Origin of the sequence: Nonomuraea aurantiaca (assembly GCF_020215705.1) — a bacterium.
Taxonomy (GTDB): Bacteria; Actinomycetota; Actinomycetes; order Streptosporangiales; family Streptosporangiaceae; genus Nonomuraea; species Nonomuraea aurantiaca.
In genome coordinates this window covers 209428-226116 of sequence record NZ_JAIWNB010000020.1, presented here as the reverse complement: position 1 = coordinate 226116, position 16689 = coordinate 209428, and the positions used below count along the sequence as shown (strand labels likewise).

Sequence of the window (16689 nt, the reverse complement as noted above, 5' to 3'; positions counted from 1 at the left end):
TCGCCGCTGACCGGCGCCGCCATCCAGGCGGTCAGCCCGCAGGAGGGCGGCCTCGCCTCGGGCGTCAGCAGCACCACCCGGCAGATCGGCGCGGTGCTCGGCGTGGCGGTGCTCGGAGCCATCGTCCACACGCGGGAATCCGGCGGCGCCTCCTTCGAATCCGGCCTCAACAGCGCCTTCCTCGCGGCCGGCGCCGTCACCTTGGCCGGCGCCGTGTTCACGGGTCTGTGGCTGGTGAGGTCCACGCCCGCGGAAGCCTCGGCGCCGCTGCCACAACCCACCGACTCACCCACGATCACGACACCGTCCTGACGCGCCATCTCGATCGTGCCCGTTTCCACGCCCGGATGGCTGCGGTGTGCCTGACCTGCGGCAACCCGTTGAGCGTGCAGTTCACCGAAGCCCTGCGGCGCAGGATGAGTCGCGGGCTACGATGGCCACATGACCGCTCCCCAGCGCCGCGGGCAACTTGCCGCCCGCGTCCAACGGCTCGAAGCGGCCGCTTTTACGCTCGGTTCCGACCCAGGGGACATCAAGGCGCCTCCGCGCTGAGCCCTGGCTGAGACGATCCGGGTCCTCGACCGGGCGAAGGGGGCGAGCACCGCATCGGTCCACGTACCGCCCGCAGGCACACAGGCGCGCACACGGCCTCTTCCCACGACGGCTTGACCCACCAAGCCTTCATTACCAGGGAATCAGCCGAGCGGGACCTCCGCCGAGCGGGAGGGAATGGCGTCGAGCGTGTCGAGCATGTCGCGGTCGAAGGTGATCGTACCGGCGGCGATGTTCTCTTCGAGGTGCTCGATGGCGGCGGTGCCGGGGATGAGCAGGACGTGGGGAGCGTGGTGCAGCAGCCAGGCGAGGCCGACCTGTGCGGGCGTACGGCCGAGTGACGCCGCGGCGGCGAGGACGGCAGCTTCGTCGGTCACCTTCGGCATCTGGGGGAAGGCGCCGCCGAGGGGAAAGAACGGCACCCAGGCGATGCCCTCGGTCCGGCACAGTTCGGTGATGGCTTCGTCGTCGCGTGTGACGAGGCTGTAGGCGTTCTGCACGCAGGCGATGCCGGCGGGGATCGCTCGGCGCAGTCCGTCGAGGGTGACGCTGCCCAGCCCGATCGCGCCGATCTTGCCCTCGTCGCGCATCGCCGTCATCACGGCGAGCTGGTCGTCGATGTCGACCACCTGATCGCCCGTGGCCCGCACGCCGGGACCGGAGTCCGTGCGGCGCAGGTTCACCACCGGGATCTGCTCCAGGCCGAGGCTGATGAGGTTGTCCTCGACGCTGGCGCGGAGTTCTTCTGGCCGCTGTGCGAGCCGCAGCGGGATCGGACCGCCGGGATCGGGGGTGGCGCCGACCTTGCTGACGACCATGACATCGTCCTCCGGCCGGATCGCCTCGCGGAGGAGCTCATTGACGAAGCCGTTGCCATAGAACTGGGCGGTGTCGATGTGGTCGACGCCCAGGTCGATCGCCCGGCGCAGGACCGCCAGGGCCGCGTCCCGATCGTCGTGCAGGCGTGCGAGCTGCATGGCGCCATATCCGATGCGGGACAGGGTACGGCCGGCGAACTGAGCGGTGCCGCCGGGCCGAGGAGCATTGACCGGCTCGCCGGAAACGGTGTTGCTGGAGGTCATGAGAACCCCGTCCAGGTAAGATGTGGGAGATATCGGAGGATCCTCCGATATCTCCACTGACTATAGAGCAATATCGGAGGTACCTCCACTTTGACTTCGCCCGACCCGGCGTCCGCCGGCACCGCCGCGGAACAGCCGGCCACGACACGGCGTCCGCTCCGCGCCCACGCCCAGCGCAACCGGGACAAGCTCATCGCCATCGCCCGGACCGCCTTCGCGACCGCCGACGACACCGTCCCGCTCGAAAGCATCGCCCGTGAGGCGGGCGTCGGCATCGGCACCCTCTATCGCCATTTCCCCACCCGTGAAGCGCTCGTGGAGGCGGTCTACGCAGCCGAACTCGACGACATCGCCACGAGCGCCCCGGCCCTGCTCGAACAGTTCCCGCCGCAGATCGCGCTGCGCGCCTGGTTGGACCGCTACGGGGCGTTCGCCGCGATGAAACGCGGCATGGCCGACACACTGCGCGCCGGCCAGGCCTCGGGCCGCATCCCGACGGCCACCACCAGGGACCGCATCACCACCGCGATCAGGACGATCCTCGCCAAGGGCGCCGACACGGGCTCACTCCGCGCGGACGTCGATCCCGACGACGTCGCCACGATGCTCCTCGGGATCTTCCTCGCCACGGCGGCCCGCGACACCCCCGAGCAGACCGGCCGGCTCCTCGACCTGCTCGTCGACGCCCTACTCCCCAGGCCAGGCCGCTAGCAGGGGTCCGGGACAGCCCGAAGGATCATTTCGTGTCCCAGATGCGCCAACGCATGGCAACCCTTGTCTCCGAAGCCGGCTACCGCAGCGACGAACCGATCGTGGTCGGGATGCGGCAGGGCGGCACGCCACCCGTACTCCTCGCCCATGGGCTGTCATCCACCGGTGGGCCGGTGACCGCCGCGACGCTCGCCTACGCGGCGTCACTGTCGAAGCAGATGACCGCGGCCTGCGCGGCGCTGCTGGCCCAACGTGGCGTACTGGACATGGAGTCGGCCCTGTCACGCTGGCTGCCCCGGCTACCGGCGTGGGCCGGCACCATCCGGCTCCGGCACCTGGTCCATCACACAGCCGCCCTTCCCGCCGACTCCGAGATCGATGCCATCATCACCGGGGACGATCGGACCACTCCAGGCATCATCCAAGCACTCGCCCGGTTCCCGGCCCTGGACCACCGGCCGGGCACCGAACACGTCTATTCCAACGCCGGATATGTCTGCCTGGCGGCGGTGGTGGAACGAGCGGCGGACATGCCGCTGCCCGACTTTGCCCAGCACCACCTCTTCGTCCCGCTCGCGATGGCGGACAGCCGCTACTGGCCCGGGCCTGACCCGACGCCCCCGGGCGCCGCGCCGCTTGCCCGCCTTCATCCCGCCCCACTGTCCCTGGGTGACGGAGGGGTGTGGACGACCCTCCGCGACCTGCTGCGCTGGGGCCAGGCGCTCAACGCCGATGAGCTCGGCGTCTCGGGGCTCATGCAGACTCCTGGACGCCTCGATGACGGAACGCCGATCGACTACGCCTGGGGCATCGGCGTGCGATCCCACGCCGGGCACCGCGTCTATCGGCACGGAGGAGGCTGGACGGGCCTGCGGGCTCTGCACGCCCGAGTGCCCGACCTGGACCTGAGCGTGGCTCTCCTGGCGATCGACGACCACACCGAACGCCGAGTCCCGCTCCTCGACAGCCTTCTCGATGAGGTGACCGGTCTCCACCTCCCGTCGAAGGACGGGCAGGCCTGATTCCCAGCGCCCATCACGCCGGGAAACGCGAACATGATCCGCTCAGAGCGGGCGCTTGCGGAGCAGGGCGAGGAACATCGCGTCGGTGCCGTGGCGGTGCGGCCAGAACTGCGCGTGCGGGCCGTCGCCCAGCCCGTCGATCTCCGGCAGGTAGTCGCGCGCGTCGAGCTGCTCCACGTCGCCGCGCCGACCGGCGATGTCACCGACGACGACCCGGGTCTCGGCCAGGTGCGGCGAACAGGTGACGTACGCGACCACCCCGCCGGGCCGTACGGCGTCGAGCGCGGCGTCGAGCAGGCGCCGCTGCAACCGGCCCAGCTCGGCGATGTCCGCGGGATCCCGCCGCCACCTCGCCTCGGGGCGGCGGCGCAGCGCTCCGAGCCCGGTGCAGGGCGCGTCCAGCATGATCCGGTCGAACGCACCCGGCCGCCAGGCCGGCTCGGTCCCATCGGCGGCGACCACGGCGGCGTCCCGGGTGGTCTGCCAGACCAGCCGCGCCCGGTGATACTGCACGTCGGCGGCCAGCAGCCGGGCCCCGCCCGGATAGGCCACCGCCCGAACCCCGGGCCCCACAGGATCGGCGGGATAACGGTCGTCGGAAGCCGCGAGGTCGCCGTAGGTGGCGATGGCGTCGAGGAGGCCCGCCTTGCCGCCCGGTCCGGCGCACATGTCGAGCCACAGCTCGTCGCGCCCGTCGAGCGGCACGCGGGTCAGAGCGAGCGCCACAAGCTGGCTGGCCTCGTCCTGGACGGCCGCGCGGGTCTCGGCGACCGCCGGGATCCTGCCCGGGTCGCCTTCCGGCAGGTAGGCGGCGTACGGCGAGTAGCGGGCCGGGTCGGCGCCGCTGTCGGTCAGCTCCTCGACCGAGCTGCGGCCGGGCCGGGCGACCAGCGTCACCAGCGGCCGCTCGTTGTCGGCGGCCAGCAGGTCGGCGACCTCGTCGGCCCGAATGCCCAGGGCGTCGCGGAACGCGCTCACGATCCACCGCGGATGGCTGTAGGCGACCGACAGATGCCCGGCCGGGTCGTGGGCCCGGTCGGGGGCCACGATCGGGATCCACTCCTCGATGGTCCGTGACCCGATCTTGCGCAGCACGGCGTTGGCGAACTTGGCGGCACCCGACCCGATGCGCAGCCGTACGAGATCGACCGTCGTGCCGACGGCGGCGTGCGGGGGAACGCGCATCTTGAGCAGCTGGTGGGCGCCGAGCCGCAGGGCGTCGCGCACGTCGGCATCGGGCGTCCGGTCGACGCACATCTCGATGATCGCGTCGTAGGTCCCGAGCCCGCGCAGCGTCCCGTAGGCCAGCTCGGTCGCCAGCGCCGCGTCACGCCCCTTCACCCCGCGCTCGCGCAGCAGGCGCGGCATCAGCAGGTTGGCGTACGCGTCACGCTCGTCGACGGCCCGCATGACGTCGAAGGCGGCATTGCGCGCCTGGTCACGCGCGGGACCCCGCGGCCGGCCCCGGCCACCGCCACGACCCCCGCCCTGACCGGCCCGGCCGCCGCCATGCCCGGTGCCGGTCGACCGTCCGTCGTTGTGGCGGCGCGGGCCCTGTCCCATGTCGTTTCTCACTCGAACCTGTCGTCGCTCTCAGGACGCACACCGCGCGCCCACTCCCCCGCGCTCATCAGCCGCTTGCCCTGCGGCTGGAGCTCGCCCAGCTCGACCGGGTGGGTCGCGGTGCCGACCAGCACGGTGTTCTTGGTGGCGGCGATGGCGCCGGGCGCCAGCGGCTCGGCCGTGGGGGCGAGCCGCACCGGGCCGAGCTTCAGCCGGTGGCCGCGGAACTCGCTCCAGGCGCCCGGGTTGGGCGTGCAGGCACGGATCAGGCGGTCGACCCGCATGGCGGGCGCGGACCAGTCGACCCGGGCGTCGGTCACGTTGATCTTGGGCGCGATGCTGACCCCGTCGGCCGGCTGGGGAACCGCCTGCAGCTTGCCGTCGGCCACTCCGTCGAGCGTGGCCGACAGCAGCTCGGCGCCCGAGACCGACAGGCGTTCGAGCAGGGCGCCGCTGGTGTCGTCAGGGCGGATCTCCTCGGTGACGACGCCGAAGACCGCCCCGGCGTCGAGCTCCTTGACGATCTGGAACGTCGAGGCGCCGGTGATCTCATCACCGTGCAGAATGGCGTGCTGGACGGGCGCGGCGCCCCGCCAGGCGGGCAGGATCGAGAAGTGCAGGTTGATCCAGCCGAGCGGCGGCACGTCGAGCGCGGACTGCGGCAGCAGCGCCCCGTAGGCGACCACGGGGCAGCAGTCGGGCTCCAGCCCGCGCAGCCGGTCGAGGAACTCAGGGTCGCCGGCCTTGGCCGGGCGCAGCACCTCGATGCCCGCCTCCTCGGCCAGCTCGGCCACCGGCGACGGGTGCACCTTGCGGCCGCGCCCCGACTGGGCGTCGGGCCGGGTGACGACCGCGACGACCTCGTGGCGCGGCGAGTCGATCAGTGCGCGTAGTGACGGCAGCGCCGTCTCGGGCGTGCCCGCGAAGACCAGGCGCATGGTCAGAGTGCCCTCCCGCCCGTGGTGTGCGGGGAGAACTTGACCATGGGAACGGAAAGCCCGCTCCACTCCGCCTCGCGGACGGCCTTCATCGCCAGCTTGCGCTGCTTGGGGTCCATCCGGTCGATGAACAGGATGCCGTCGAGGTGGTCGGTCTCGTGCTGGAAGCAGCGGGCCATCAGGTCGGTGCCCTCCAGCGTGACCGGCTCGCCGTACATGTCGTAGCCCTTGGCGACGGCGCGGATGGCCCGCGGTGTCGGGAACGACAGGCCGGGGAAGGACAGGCAGCCCTCCTCGCCCTCCTCGTCGATCTCGGCGGACAGGTCGAGATCGGGGTTGATCAGATGGCCGAGCTGTTCGTCGATGTAGTAGGTGAACACCCGCAGCCCGACGCCGATCTGCGGGGCCGCGAGCCCTGCGCCGGGGGCGTCCATCATCGTGTCGGTGAGGTCTTTGACCAGCTTGCGGAGCTCCTTGTCGAAGTCGACGACCGGCGCTGCCGCGGTGGTCAGCACCGGGTCTCCGAACAGGCGGATCGACTGGATCGCCAAAGGGTCACTCCGTTTCGTCAGTGGGTCAGCCCAGTTTAGTGTGCGCCAGCGATCGGGCTTTCATCGCGGCTTTGCGGGCTGCCTTGACGACGGCCTTGTCGTCGTGCGCGGTGGCGAGCATGTCGAGCACCGCGATCGTGTCCGGGTGGCCTACGGCGGGCATCTCGCCGACGAGCCGGATCAGGTCCTCGCCCGGCTCAGGGTCCAGCCGGCCCGCGGCGGAGCCGGACAGGTGCATGAGGGCGGCCAGCGAGTCGACCGCGAGCCAGGTGTGGTCGTCGGGGCTGAGCGTGGGTGCGTCGAGGTCGCGGATGTGCAGCCAGGACGCGGCGTATCGGCGCATCAGCGGCAGGTCGAGCGCCTCGCGGACGGGAGCCTCGGCCTCGGGCCCCAGCTCCTCCAGGATGGCGCCGACGGCGCCGCGCTGCCCCGCGGTGCCCTCCGCCGCGATCTCGATGAGGTCGTGCGCGGCCTGCGCGGGCGGCCGGCGCTCCAGCCAGCCGGCGACGGCGCTCTGCGTGGCGGCGCCCTTGACCAGGGCCTCGACCAGCTCGGCGGCGGACAGGTCGGCGAACACCTCGACCTCGGCCGTCGTCGGCGCGTCGTGTCCCTCGCGCAGCAGGTCCCGGCGTACGGCCCAGACGCCCAGCGAGGTGAGCGCGGTGCGGCCGGCCGCGGTCTGCTCGACCAGGCCGCAGTAGGCCAGCAGCGACAGCGCGTCGAGCAAATCGGCGGGCAGCGAGGCGGCCAGCCTGCGCATCTCGATGGCGCCGGGCTCGCAGGCGACCTCGTGCGACTGCAGGATGCCCCGGGCGAGGTTGGCGATCGCGACGCCGGAACGTACGGAGTAAACCGTGGCCAGCATCTCCGCCAGGTGCTCGTCGACGACGGCCGAGCCGGTCAGGCCCTCGTCGGCGCGGTCGAGCACGTCCATCACCACGCCGTCCCAGAACTCCAGCGTCGCCTCGACCGAGAGCCGCTCCGGCAGCGGTCCTCGCGAAGCGCGCCCGCCGGAGATCTGGAGCAGCCCGGTGTTGACCGCGACGATCCAGACGAGGCGCAGCCGGGCGGCGTCGAGGCCCAGCTCGGCGGCGGCCGCGTGGGCGTCGGCCTCGGCCGGCAGCCCTTCGGGGGTGACCTCGCGGGTGCCGGTCCAGCTCGCGAGCCGGATGGCGTCGGCGACGAGCGGCACTGTGGGCACGATCGCGGCCAGCTCGGCGTCGGGAGCCAGCAGGACAGGTGGGAACGTCAGCGCCTCTTGCTCCGCCACGGGAGTCTCCTCGGGTGGCCGTGGGGGCACGGCGGACTGCTCATCGATCAGCTTGCGCAGCTCGGCGAGGTCGAAGACGTTGTTTGCCACCCCACGAAACTTACTGCACACGAGTCACATGAGCGTACTCAACGGATGGCTCGGGAGCGCGCCTTGAAGGCGGCCTTGCGCGCGGCCTTGGCCACCGTGCCGTCGGGCAGCGAGCGTCCGAGCAGCTCCAGCACGTCTACGACGTCGGGGTGGTCCACGCGCCACATCTCTTCGATGAGGTGGGCGGGCGGGCCGGAGGCGGCCATGTTCTCGGCGAAGATCTCGGGGGCCTCCTCGGCGGCGGGCAGCGCCAGGGCGAGCATGTCGATGCTGACCCACAGCAGCTCCTCCTGGCTGAGCTGCGGGGCGGTCAGCCCTCGGGCGGTCAGCCAGTGGATGGCATGCGGGCGCAGCTCCTGGTCCTCCAGGCAGGCGCGTACCTCGGGCTCCGCCTCGGCGCCCAGCCGGTCAACGATGGTCACCGCGATGCCGCGCGCCACGGCGGGGGCGCCGGACGCGGCGGCGAGCAGCTCGGCCGCCGCCGTGACCGGGCTGCGGCCTGCCAGCCACCGGCTGATGTCCTCTTCGGCCAGCTCGGTGGGCATGCCGTCGAGCAGGCCCTCGATCAGCCCGGTCGCGTCGGCCTCGGCCAGGTCATCGGCCTGCGGGGCGTCGAGGCCGAGCGCCAGGTAGTGCTCGCGCAGCCCCCACACGGCCAGCGGGGTGAGCCCGGCGGCGTCGCCCTCGACCGTGACCATGCCGCACCAGGCCAGCCGGTCGAGCACCGCGCCCAGATCGGCGCCGCCCGCGTCCGCGACCTCCTCCAGGTAGTCGCCGATCACGGTGATGGGCACGGGCGCCCGCAGCCGGTAGAGCATGTCGAACAGGTCGTAGAGCTCCTCGTCGAGCTCGGCCGATCCGGTGACGGTGCCGCGGGTGTCGCGTTCGACGATGTGCGCGACGATCTCGGCCCACGTCTGGAGCGGGTCGTCACCGACGTCGCGCCGCAGCTCCTTTTCCAGCTCTCGGTACTTTCTCGCCTTTCCGGATTTCCCACCCAGGAGCGGCACATTCGCCAGCTCGGCCACGAGCGCGTCGGGCTCCGCCAGCCGTACGGCCGGCAGCGGCGCGCACCCCGGGCAGTCGCAGGGCGCCTCCCCCATGTCGGGCAGCTCGCCCGAGGGGATCGCGACCGACTGCTCCAGCGACTCCGGACCGATGGAGCTGAACAGGCTCTTGGCCATGCCGAAGTTGGCCGTGTCGGCGAGCGCCCCGGGCATCTTCGGCTCGATGCCGGTGAGCTCCTCGCGCATCGCCGCCGCGGTCTCCTCGCCGACCGCGCCGGCCTGTTGCAGGAAATCGACGAGGGTACGGGCGGCCGCCACCGTCTCCGGCGCGCTCTCCGGCGGTGCGATGACCTTGCGAGGGTAGATGGACAGCAGCAGCTCGTCGAAGGTCGCGGGAGTGAAGTCGCCCAGTTCGTTGACGTTGAGATAGTCGCTGGCGTAGTCGCAGAGCAAGCGGATTTCGTCCGCGTCCACCACGACACCCCGCGCGCGCCCCCAGGCACGGAGGTCGTCGATGGCCTGGTTCACCCATTCGATCGACACAGGGGCACGCTAATGGCTGGCTTACAGATGAGCGAATCGGGGAAATCGCTTAAATGAGGTCGAGCGGGTCGACACTCACCCGGACGACATCAGGCGCCTTACGGGCCGCACGTACCCCAATGGCCCCTTTGAGCGCGGCGGACAGCGCGGCGCCGCCGCCGCGCGGCACGCGGATCATGGCGCGTTCCCTGCCCGCCTCGTCCACCGGCACCGGGCCGAGCACCTGGGCGCCGTCGGGCAGGCGCGTCTCGTCGAGCATCTGCCGGACCGCGGCGGCGCTACCCGTGAGCGTCGCCATCCGTACGGCGGGCGGGAAGCCCAGCTCGGCGCGTTCGGCCAGCTCGCGTTCGGCGTGGGTGATCGGGTCCCAGCGCAGCAGCGCCTGTACGACCGGCAGCGCGGCGTCGCCGAGCACCACCACCTCGGCACCGGGCCGGAGCAGGGCGGCGGCGTTCGTCCAGCGGCGCAGCGCCTCCTCGGCGGCGCGCAGGTCCGGCCGGCCGAGCAGTGCCCACGCGTCCAGCAGCACGGCCGCCGCGTAGCCGCCCTCGGCCACCGGCTCGGCGCCGGGCGTGGCGACGACCAGGGCCCGGCTGGCGGGCACGGTGGCCAGGACGCCGTCGCGCCCCGAGGTGCGTACCGGAACCGAGGGGAAGGCCCGGCCCAGCTCCTCGGCGGTACGGCGGGCGCCCACGACGACGGCGCGCAGGCGGTGGCCACCGCAGTTCGGGCAGCGCCAGCCGGCGTCCACCCGGCCGCACCAGCGGCAGTAGGGGGCGGCGTGACCGCCTCGCAGGGCGAGCGGGCCATGACACGACGGGGGCCCGATGGTCGTGGGGTCACCGTCGAACCTCAGCCCGCCGTGCGTCGTCCCGCTGTTCTTTGTCCCGGTGTGCTTTGTCCCGCCGCCGGACCCGCGGCCGGCCGTCGCCGCCATGGCCAGGCCGGGTATGTCGGGTATGTCGGCGTTGGGGTCGTTCGCCGCGGCTCCGGGAGCCGCGAGGGCGCTGAGGCGGGTGGGGGGGAGTTCGCAGCGGGCGGGGGCGCGGCAGTTCTGGCAGGCCAGTGCGGGCAGGTAGCCGCGCCGGGGCACCTGGACCAGCACCGGACCGGACTCCAGCCCCTGGCGCAGCGCGCGCCAGGCCAGGCTGGGCAGCCTGGCCTGCCGCGCGGCCTGGTCCTTGGCGAGTTCGGCGTCCTCTCCGGCGGGATGTACGCGGGGCGCGAGGCTTCTGATCGTGGTGCGGGCGGCGACGATCGGCCTGGCCCAGCGGCCGGCGATGAGCTGAGTGGCCTCGGCGGTACGCGTGTAGCCGCCGATCAGCATGGCCGCGCCCGTGCGATGGGCCCTCAGCGCGAGAACCTCGCGGGCGTGCGGGTAGGGGGCCAGCCGTTCGGCGTGAAGGTCGTCACCGTCGTCCCAGATGGCCACCAGACCGAGCGCCGCCACGGGGGCGAACATGGCGGCCCGGGTGCCCACGACCGCCCGCACCTGCCCTCGCAGGACGCGCAGCCAGCGCCGGTAGCGTTCGGCCGGGCCCAGGTCCGCGGTGAGCGCCACGTGCCGCCCGTCACCGAGCACCCGGGTGAGCTCGGCGTCGGCCAGCGCCACGTCCTTGCCGTCGGGCACCACGACGACCGCGCCCCGCCCGCCGTCGAGCGTCGCGCGAACCGCCTCGGCCACCGCCCCGGCCCAGCCCTTGGCACCCGGCAGGGCGGACCAGACGGCCCGGGGCGCCCGGCCGTTGCGCAGCGCGTCGAGGAACGACGGCCCCATCGGGTAGTCGTCCCAGGCGCCGGCGGACGCGCCGTCCGCCGGGGCGGGACCCGTGTCGGTGGCCGGAGGGGTGGGCGCGCCAGTCGCCGCATCGCCGGACGTATCGGGAATCGAACCCATAGGCGCGCCAGTCGTCACATCGCCGGACATATTGGGCACCGAACCAGTCGCCGCATCGCCGGGCGTACCGGAAGCCGGTTCAGTCGGCGCGGCGGCCGTCTCGGCGGGTCTTGGGGGGTTGGCCTCGGCGCTGGCGTGGCGCGGTGGGATGGCCAGGCGCAGGACGTCGGCGAGCGTGCCCGCGTAGCGGTCGGCGACCGCCCTGGCCAGGCCCGCGATCTCCCCGGTCAGCACCCGCTCACTCGACACGACCCGTTCGAGGGCGGTGAGCTTGCCCGTGTGGTCGCTCTCCTCGACCCGTTCGAGTACGAACCCGTCCACCAGCTGACCGGCGAACCGCACCCGCACCCGCACCCCCGGCTCGGCCGTCTCGTGCATCGACGCCGGCACCAGATAGTCGAACGGCCGGTCGAGGTGCGGCAGCGGGTTGTCGACCGCCACCCGGGCCACCGGCCGCGAAGGAGCGGGAACCGGAGCCCCCTTGGCGGGCTTGGACGGCTCCACCCTCCGCACGGCGTCGAGCGGCAGGAGGGCGTTGGAGTCGGTCACGCATTACGTCTACCAGACCTGGACCACCGGCAACGCCCGCACGCCTCTCGAACCGAACCCCCACACCGGTCCGATCCCAAGCCGCACACCAGTCCGGTCCCAGCCCACACCAGGCCGGTCCCCAAACCCCGCACCAGCCCGCTCACCGACCTCCACACCGGTCCAGTCCCCGAGCCCCACGCCGGTCCAGTCCCGCGCCGCAGGCGGGCTCAGCCTTGCTCGCGCTGCCGCCGCCCGATCACCCAGGCGGCGACCTGACGCCGTCCGGAGAATCCGAGTTTGGCGAGGATGTTCTCCATGTGGGAGTCCACCGTGCGCCGGGCGACGACCAGCCGCTGCGCGATCAGCCGGTTGGTCAGCCCGGCGGCGACCAGCTCGGCGACGTCCACCTCGCGCGGGGTCAGCGGCGCCCAGAACGGTACGGCCGGGGCAGGAGGCGTGACGCTCGGCGCGAGCGCGTCGGCGATCGCCTCCTCCTCCGACATGGCCCGGCCCTCCGCGACGGCCTTTCCATGCTGTCGGCCGAGGGTCTCGCGTAGTTCCTTGTGGTGGCTGTCGCGCTCGGCGGCGAGGATCGGCGCGCCGAGCAGGGGGCTCACCTCGTACCCCCACAACCGTTGCGCCGCGCTCAGCAACCGGGCGGCGCGGGCGGGCCGGCCCTGGTCGGCGGCGAGCCGGCCGAGGAGCTCGACGCAGAGCGCCCGCCCGAACGTCATGTGCTTCGACACCTGCGTCCGAAGCGCCATCCTGGCCAGGGTGTCCGCCTCCGCGTAGTGGCCGGCCGTCCGCCGCGCCAAGGCGAGCGCGAGCTCCGTCCAGGCGGCGGTGGCGCCGTCGCCTGCTTCCCGGCAGAGCGCGCGGGCCCGGGCGAGAACCTCCTCCGCCTCGCTGGTACGGCCGGCGAGCAGCAGCGTGAGACCCAGTTCGACGGTGGCGTCGAGCGGACGGGCGCCTCCCTCGGGCGGCAGGCCGTCGATGCACCGGGTCAGGTGGCGTTCGGCCACGGGCAGGTCGCCCGCGCAGAGGCTCACCGTGCCGCGCGCCTTGGCGAGGCGGAGGGCCCCGCGCGGGCCCAGACGGGCCGCGGGCGCCTCCGCCTCCTCGAGCGCCTTACGGGCCGCGCCCAGGTCGCCGCTGCCGGCCGTCAGGTGGGCGAGCAGCACCAGGGCGTCGAGCCGTACCGGATCGGGGCAGGAGGTGATGGGCAGCAGGCGTTCCAGGTAGCGGCGCCCGTACCGGGCCATGCCCCCGAACACCCACAGCCGCCCCAGCCGAAGTCCCATCCGCAGCCCGCGCTCGCGGACGGCCGGATCGGCGGCGAAGGACTCGAGCGCGGCCCGCAGATCGGCCCACTCGGCTCTGACCCGGACGATCTCCTCACCCCAGTCGCGGCCCGCCACCTCGGCAAGCTCGGCCCTGACCCGCGCCGTCTCCTCACCCCGGTCACGACCCGCCACCTCGACCCACCCGGCCCTGACCCGGGCCATCTCCTCGCCTCGGTCACGACCCGCCGCCTCACCGCGGCCGCGACCCGCCGATTCGCCCTGGTCGCGACCCGCCGCCTCACCCTGGTCGCCACCCGCCGCCTCGGCGAACGCGTAGTAGTGCTCGCGGTGGCGTGCCCGCAGCCGTTCCCGCTCGCCGGTGCCCGCCAGCCGGGCGGCGGCGAACTCGCGCACGCTGTTGGGCATGCGGTACGCCGCCTGCCGCTCGTCCTGCTCCCTCGTCACGATCGACTTCTCGACCAGCGCCGCCAGTGTGGGACGCACCCGCGCGGCGGGCAGTGGGCCGCCGGCGCAGACCGCCTCGGCCGCCGGCAGCTTGAACGTCCCTGCGAACACGGCCAAGCGCTCCCACAGCAGGCGCTCCTCGGGCGAGCAGAGCCCGTGGCTCCACGCGATCACGGCCTGCGTGGTCGCGTCCCCGCTCCGCTGCGCCCCCGCATCCGGCGAACGCCTCCCCCGAGGACCACCCGCGTCCGCTGGATGGCTCCCCTGCGGCCCGAGCACTCCCGCTGGATGACTCCCCTGCGGCCCGCGAACCTCCGCTGAGTCACTCCCCCGACTCCCGCGCACGCCGCCTGGGTGGCTCCCCTGCGGGCCGCGCACTCCCGCTAAATGGCTCCCGTGCGGCCCGAGAACCTCCGCTGAATCGCTCCCCCGAAACTCCCGGGCGTCCGCTGAGGGCTTGAGCCGCCTGCCCGCATCCGCCACGTTCCTGGCCCGCCGCCCGCCCTCGTCTGCGGGATATGTGGCCCGCCCGTTGCCGTCCGGCGTCACCGGGCGTCCGTCCGACTCCGGGTAACCGTCCGAGTCCGAGCGGCCGAGCGGGTCCGGGCGACCGAGCGGGTGTGAGCGACCGACCGAGTCCGGACGACCCAGCGCGTCCGGACGACCCAGCGGGCCGCCGTACGCGTCCATCTGCGCGAGCAGCTCGTCCACGGGCGACCGGCGGGCGTGGACGGCGGCCAGCTCGATCGCCAGCGGGATGCCCTCCAGGCGGCGGCAGAGCTCGGCGACGGACGCCGCGTTCCGCTCGGTGAGCTCGAAGCCGGGAGAGAAGCCGGGCTCGACGCCGGGATCGACGGCCGCGACCCGGTCGAGGAGGAGCGACACCGACTCGACGCGCGCCACGTCGGCGGGCGCCGACTCTCCCCCTGGCACGGCCAGCGGCCGGACGATGACCGCGTGCCCGCCGCGGACGCGCAGCGCCTGCCGGCTCGTGGCCAACACGTGCAGGCCGGGGGCGGCGCGCAGCAGCGACTGTACGAGGGCGGAGCAGGCGTCGGTCAGGTGTTCGCAGCTGTCGAGCACCAGGAGCAGGCGGCGGCGCGACAGCTGTGCGGTCAGGTCACCCGTCACGTCAAGGGGCTGGGCGATGACCTCTTCGAGGGAGCCGGGGTCGGTGTGCCCGGCCAGCTCGACGAAGCGGCTGCCGTCGGTGAAGGCCCGCCGCATGAACTGCGCCGCCCGTACGGCCACCCGGGTCTTGCCCACTCCGGCGATGCCGGTGACGGTGACGAGGCGGCTGCGCTGGAGCATCCGCCGGACGTCGGCGACCTCCTGGCGGCGACCCACGAAGCTGGTCGGCGTGGCACGCCATGGCATGATCCGTTCCCCAGTTTCCGGAAGATCCAAGGAGACCACGGTACGTCTCCACGGCCTCCCTCAGGGAACGGCCCCCTCTCGACCGGCCGTGAACACGCAGATGCCGCACCCCGAAGCCGGGGTGCGGCATCTGACGGGAACGGTCACAGACCGGCGGCGGACCTCAGCGTCTCGGCGCGGTCGGTCGACTCCCAGGAGAAGCCCTCACGGCCGAAGTGCCCGTAAGCGGCGGTCTCCGAGTAGATCGGGCGCAGCAGGTCGAGGTCGCGGATGATCGCGGCCGGGCGCAGGTCGAACACCTGGAGCACGGCGGCCTGGATCTTCTCGACCGGCAGCTTCTCGGTGCCGAAGCACTCGACGAACAGGCCGACCGGCTGGGCCTTGCCGATGGCGTAGGCGACCTGGACCTCGCAGCGGTCGGCGAGCCCGGCGGCCACGACGTTCTTGGCGACCCAGCGCATCGCGTAGGCGGCCGAGCGGTCGACCTTGGACGGGTCCTTGCCGGAGAAGGCGCCGCCACCGTGGCGGGCCATGCCGCCGTAGGTGTCAATGATGATCTTGCGACCGGTGAGGCCGGCGTCGCCCATCGGGCCGCCGATCTCGAACCGGCCGGTCGGGTTGACCAGCAGACGGTAGCCCTCGATGTCGATGTCGAGGCCCGCGAGCACGGGGTCGACCACGTGCTCCTTGATGTCGGGCGTCAGCATCTCCTTGAGGTCGATCTCGGCCGCGTGCTGCGTGGAGACGACCACGGTGTCGAGACGGACCGGCTGGTCGCCGTCGTACTCGATGGTGACCTGGGTCTTGCCGTCGGGCCGCAGGTAGGGGACGGTGCCGGACTTGCGCACCTCGGACAGGCGCTGGGCCAGCCGGTGGGCGAGCGTGATCGGCAGCGGCATCAGCTCGGGCGTCTCGCGGCACGCGTAGCCGAACATCAGGCCCTGGTCGCCCGCGCCCTGGCGGTCGAGCTCGTCGATGTCGCCGTCGACCCGGTGCTCGTAGGCGTCGTCGACGCCCTGGGCGATGTCGGGCGACTGCGCCCCGATGGACACCGACACGCCGCAGGAGGCGCCGTCGAAGCCCTTGTGGGAGGCGTCGTAGCCGATTTCCAGGATCTTCTCCCGGATGACGCCGGGAATGTCGACGTAGGTCTCGGTCGTGACCTCGCCTGCGACATGGACCTGGCCGGTAGTGATCATCGTCTCGACGGCGACCCGGCTCTTGGGGTCGTCCTTGAGCATGGTGTCGAGAATCGCGTCACTGATCTGGTCGGCGATCTTGTCCGGGTGGCCTTCGGTGACCGACTCGGAGGTGAACAGGCGACGTGACAACTCAGTGGCTCCTCATGCAGCGGCTGCTGACGGACGTGCGGGCTCCGGCGACTGTACACCCCGCCAGTGCCTTGCCGAAGTCTAGCCCCACCCATGGGCATGTCGCGAAACGGGTGGTTCACAGGTCGGGCAGGGGGTCGGGGGGCAGCGTCTCCGGCGCGAAGATCTCCGCGTCGGCGGCGGCGACCACGGCGGCGTACTCCTCCTCGAACTCGAACGCCATCACACCCAGCTCGATCACCGGCCCGGACGCCTGCATGATCGGGCCGAGCCTCGTGTGGCGGGGGAACGTCGCGTGTACGGAGACCGGGCGGTCGCTCCGGAGCATCCTGGTGGCGAGGACGGAGATGGCCGTGTCGGTGACCACGATCAGGAAGTTGCCCGCGCCCGGCGGTCCCAGGGACAGCGCGGGGAAGACGTAGCGGATCTCCCCCTGATCGCCGAGCAACGTTCTGCATCGATCTCTGACAGTGGAA

The 16689-nt window shown here is 72.8% G+C and carries 12 protein-coding genes and 1 pseudogene; 3 read left to right on the top strand and 10 right to left on the bottom strand.

What is annotated here, in order from left to right:
• Positions 1-312, top strand: a pseudogene (locus LDL49_RS37805) (hypothetical protein); the annotation flags it as partial.
• Positions 313-695: 383 nt separating this feature from the next.
• Here the strand turns inward: LDL49_RS37805 and LDL49_RS37800 are convergent.
• Positions 696-1634: an aldo/keto reductase gene (locus tag LDL49_RS37800; protein WP_225298699.1), complete on the bottom strand. Its 939-nt coding sequence runs from the start codon at positions 1632-1634 to the stop codon at positions 696-698.
• Positions 1635-1724: 90 nt separating this feature from the next.
• On the opposite strand from LDL49_RS37800, the gene LDL49_RS37795 reads away from it, so the two are divergent.
• Both LDL49_RS37795 and LDL49_RS37790 read left to right on the top strand, forming a co-directional pair.
• Entirely contained in the window at positions 1725-2345 is a 621-nt protein-coding gene (locus LDL49_RS37795; RefSeq protein WP_225298698.1) for a TetR/AcrR family transcriptional regulator, read from the top strand.
• Between the two features lie 53 nt (positions 2346-2398).
• Positions 2399-3367 carry a serine hydrolase domain-containing protein gene (locus tag LDL49_RS37790; RefSeq protein ID WP_225298696.1) on the top strand — a complete coding sequence of 323 codons (969 nt, stop codon included), beginning with the start codon at positions 2399-2401 and terminating at the stop codon, positions 3365-3367.
• A 42-nt stretch (positions 3368-3409) separates the two neighbouring features.
• On the opposite strand, the gene LDL49_RS37785 is transcribed toward LDL49_RS37790, so the two are convergent.
• The 9 genes from LDL49_RS37785 to LDL49_RS37745 all read right to left on the bottom strand — a co-directional run bounded on the left by LDL49_RS37785 (position 3410) and on the right by LDL49_RS37745 (position 16661).
• On the bottom strand, positions 3410-4930 hold the full coding sequence (locus LDL49_RS37785; protein WP_225298693.1) for an RsmB/NOP family class I SAM-dependent RNA methyltransferase: 1521 nt from the start codon (positions 4928-4930) through the stop codon (positions 3410-3412).
• A gap of 8 nt (positions 4931-4938) precedes the next feature.
• Positions 4939-5868, bottom strand: coding sequence for a methionyl-tRNA formyltransferase (gene fmt, locus LDL49_RS37780; RefSeq protein ID WP_225298691.1), 930 nt, complete (start codon positions 5866-5868; stop codon positions 4939-4941).
• 2 nt (positions 5869-5870) lie between these two features.
• Entirely contained in the window at positions 5871-6419 is a 549-nt protein-coding gene (def, locus tag LDL49_RS37775) for a peptide deformylase (RefSeq protein ID WP_225298689.1), read from the bottom strand.
• A 25-nt stretch (positions 6420-6444) separates the two neighbouring features.
• Positions 6445-7779 (bottom strand): hypothetical protein, encoded by a 1335-nt coding sequence (locus LDL49_RS37770; protein WP_225298687.1) that lies wholly within the window; start codon positions 7777-7779, stop codon positions 6445-6447.
• Positions 7780-7817: 38 nt separating this feature from the next.
• Positions 7818-9329, bottom strand: a complete 1512-nt coding sequence (locus LDL49_RS37765; RefSeq protein WP_225298685.1) for a hypothetical protein — start codon at positions 9327-9329, stop codon at positions 7818-7820.
• A 49-nt stretch (positions 9330-9378) separates the two neighbouring features.
• The gene (locus LDL49_RS37760) at positions 9379-11775 is read right to left on the bottom strand and encodes a primosomal protein N' (RefSeq protein WP_225298683.1); all 2397 of its coding nucleotides are present in this window, start codon (positions 11773-11775) and stop codon (positions 9379-9381) included.
• 209 nt (positions 11776-11984) lie between these two features.
• The gene (locus tag LDL49_RS37755; RefSeq protein ID WP_225298681.1) at positions 11985-14882 is read right to left on the bottom strand and encodes an ATP-binding protein; all 2898 of its coding nucleotides are present in this window, start codon (positions 14880-14882) and stop codon (positions 11985-11987) included.
• Positions 14883-15025: 143 nt separating this feature from the next.
• Complete coding sequence (gene metK, locus LDL49_RS37750) at positions 15026-16213, bottom strand: methionine adenosyltransferase (RefSeq protein WP_219532887.1); 1188 nt, start codon at positions 16211-16213, stop codon at positions 15026-15028.
• Between the two features lie 118 nt (positions 16214-16331).
• The gene (locus tag LDL49_RS37745) at positions 16332-16661 is read right to left on the bottom strand and encodes a hypothetical protein (RefSeq protein WP_225298679.1); all 330 of its coding nucleotides are present in this window, start codon (positions 16659-16661) and stop codon (positions 16332-16334) included.
• Between the last annotated feature and the right edge of the window lie 28 nt (positions 16662-16689).

Bases quoted from the DNA above. Each gene is read 5' to 3' on its own strand.
- LDL49_RS37800 (WP_225298699.1), bottom strand. From the start codon at position 1,634: ATGACCTCCAGCAACACCGTTTCCGGCGAGCCGGTCAATGCTCCTCGG.
- LDL49_RS37790 (WP_225298696.1), top strand. From the start codon at position 2,399: ATGGCAACCCTTGTCTCCGAAGCCGGCTACCGCAGCGACGAACCGATC.
- LDL49_RS37785 (WP_225298693.1), bottom strand. From the start codon at position 4,930: ATGGGACAGGGCCCGCGCCGCCACAACGACGGACGGTCGACCGGCACC.
- fmt (WP_225298691.1), bottom strand. From the start codon at position 5,868: ATGCGCCTGGTCTTCGCGGGCACGCCCGAGACGGCGCTGCCGTCACTA.
- LDL49_RS37755 (WP_225298681.1), bottom strand. From the start codon at position 14,882: ATGCCATGGCGTGCCACGCCGACCAGCTTCGTGGGTCGCCGCCAGGAG.